Raw genomic sequence first — 1,165 nt, 5'->3', positions numbered from 1 at the left:
TTAACCATCTGTGCGGCGATGTTTTTCATAGATCCACCCCGTAAATCCAGTCTGTGTTTGTCAGGTCGAGTTTTGGTTTGCTGGCTGTCACGCCTGCCTGTTGCTTGTTACGGTTGATTTCGAGTTGGGTCCACTTATCGCGGAGTTTGGCCGGGCTCAGCACGTTACCGGACCAGAAGTTGTCCTGGCATGCCCAGCGGAACAGCACACACATGTCGCGGTGGTTACGTCCGTCACGTTCACGCATCAGGCGGATATCGTTAGCCCACCCAGCAAAATTCGGTTTTCTGGCTGATGGTGCGATAGTCTTCACCATGTCAAACATCCACTCTGCGGCGGTCAGGTCTTCTGCTGTCCCCCACTTGCTGCCGCTCTGAATTGCAGCATCCGGTTTCACCACAGAAAGGTCGTTTTCTGGCTGGTCAGAGGATTCGCCAGAATTCTCTGACGAATAATCTTTTCTTTTTTCTTTTGTAATAGTGTCTTTTGTGTCCCCCTGTTTTGAGGGATAGCAATCCCCCAATTTGAGGGATGTTTTATCCCTCGTTTTAGGGGATTTTCCCTCGTTTTGAGGGATGCACCATTCTGAGATGTTTTTATTTGGTCCAAACATGCCGCCTTGCTGCTTGATAATATTCATTCTGACGAGTTCTAACTTGGCTTCATTGCACCGTTTGACAGGTAACTTTGTAATCTCGCTAAGTTGAGAATCGGTGATTCTGTCCATTGGTTTATTCCACCCATAGGTTTTACGCAGAATGGCAAGCAGCACTTTAAACTGTCGCTTGGTCAGATCTGCGCCCGAATAAGCCTCAAGCAGCATATTTGATAGTCTGGCGTAACCATCATCGAGATCTGCCACATTACGCTCCTGTCCGGCAAAGTTACCTCTGCCGAAGTTGAGTATTTTTGCTGTATTTGTCATAATGACTCCTGTTGATAGATCCAGTAATGACCTCAGAACTCCATCTGGATTTGTTCAGAACGCTCGGTTGCCGCCGGGCGTTTTTTATTGGTGAGAATCGCAGCAACTTGTCGCGCCAATCGAGCCATGTCGTCGTCAACGACCCCCCATTCAAGAACAGCAAGCAGCATTGAGAACTTTGGAATCCAGTCCCTCTTCCACCTGCTGATCTGCGACTTATCAACGCCCACAGCTTCCGCT

Annotated in this window: 2 protein-coding genes; both read right to left on the bottom strand. The window is 48.7% G+C overall.

What is annotated here, in order from left to right; translation table 11 throughout:
* Nucleotides 1–25: 25 nt before the first annotated feature.
* A complete protein-coding gene (locus HP552_RS00770) occupies nt 26–925 on the bottom strand; it encodes a replication protein (protein WP_000185505.1) in 900 nt (299 codons plus the stop codon).
* Between the two features lie 32 nt (nt 926–957).
* Nucleotides 958–1,165: CII family transcriptional regulator (locus tag HP552_RS00765; protein ID WP_032169596.1), on the bottom strand; the 208-nt coding region annotated here is incomplete at its 5' end.

It is taken from the genome of Paenibacillus xylanilyticus (genome assembly GCF_013359935.1).
In the GTDB taxonomy this organism is placed as follows: Bacteria; Bacillota; Bacilli; order Paenibacillales; family Paenibacillaceae; genus Paenibacillus; species Paenibacillus xylanilyticus.
The sequence above is the reverse complement of the archived record's forward strand: the minus strand, read 5'-3'. Positions and strand labels throughout refer to the sequence as shown.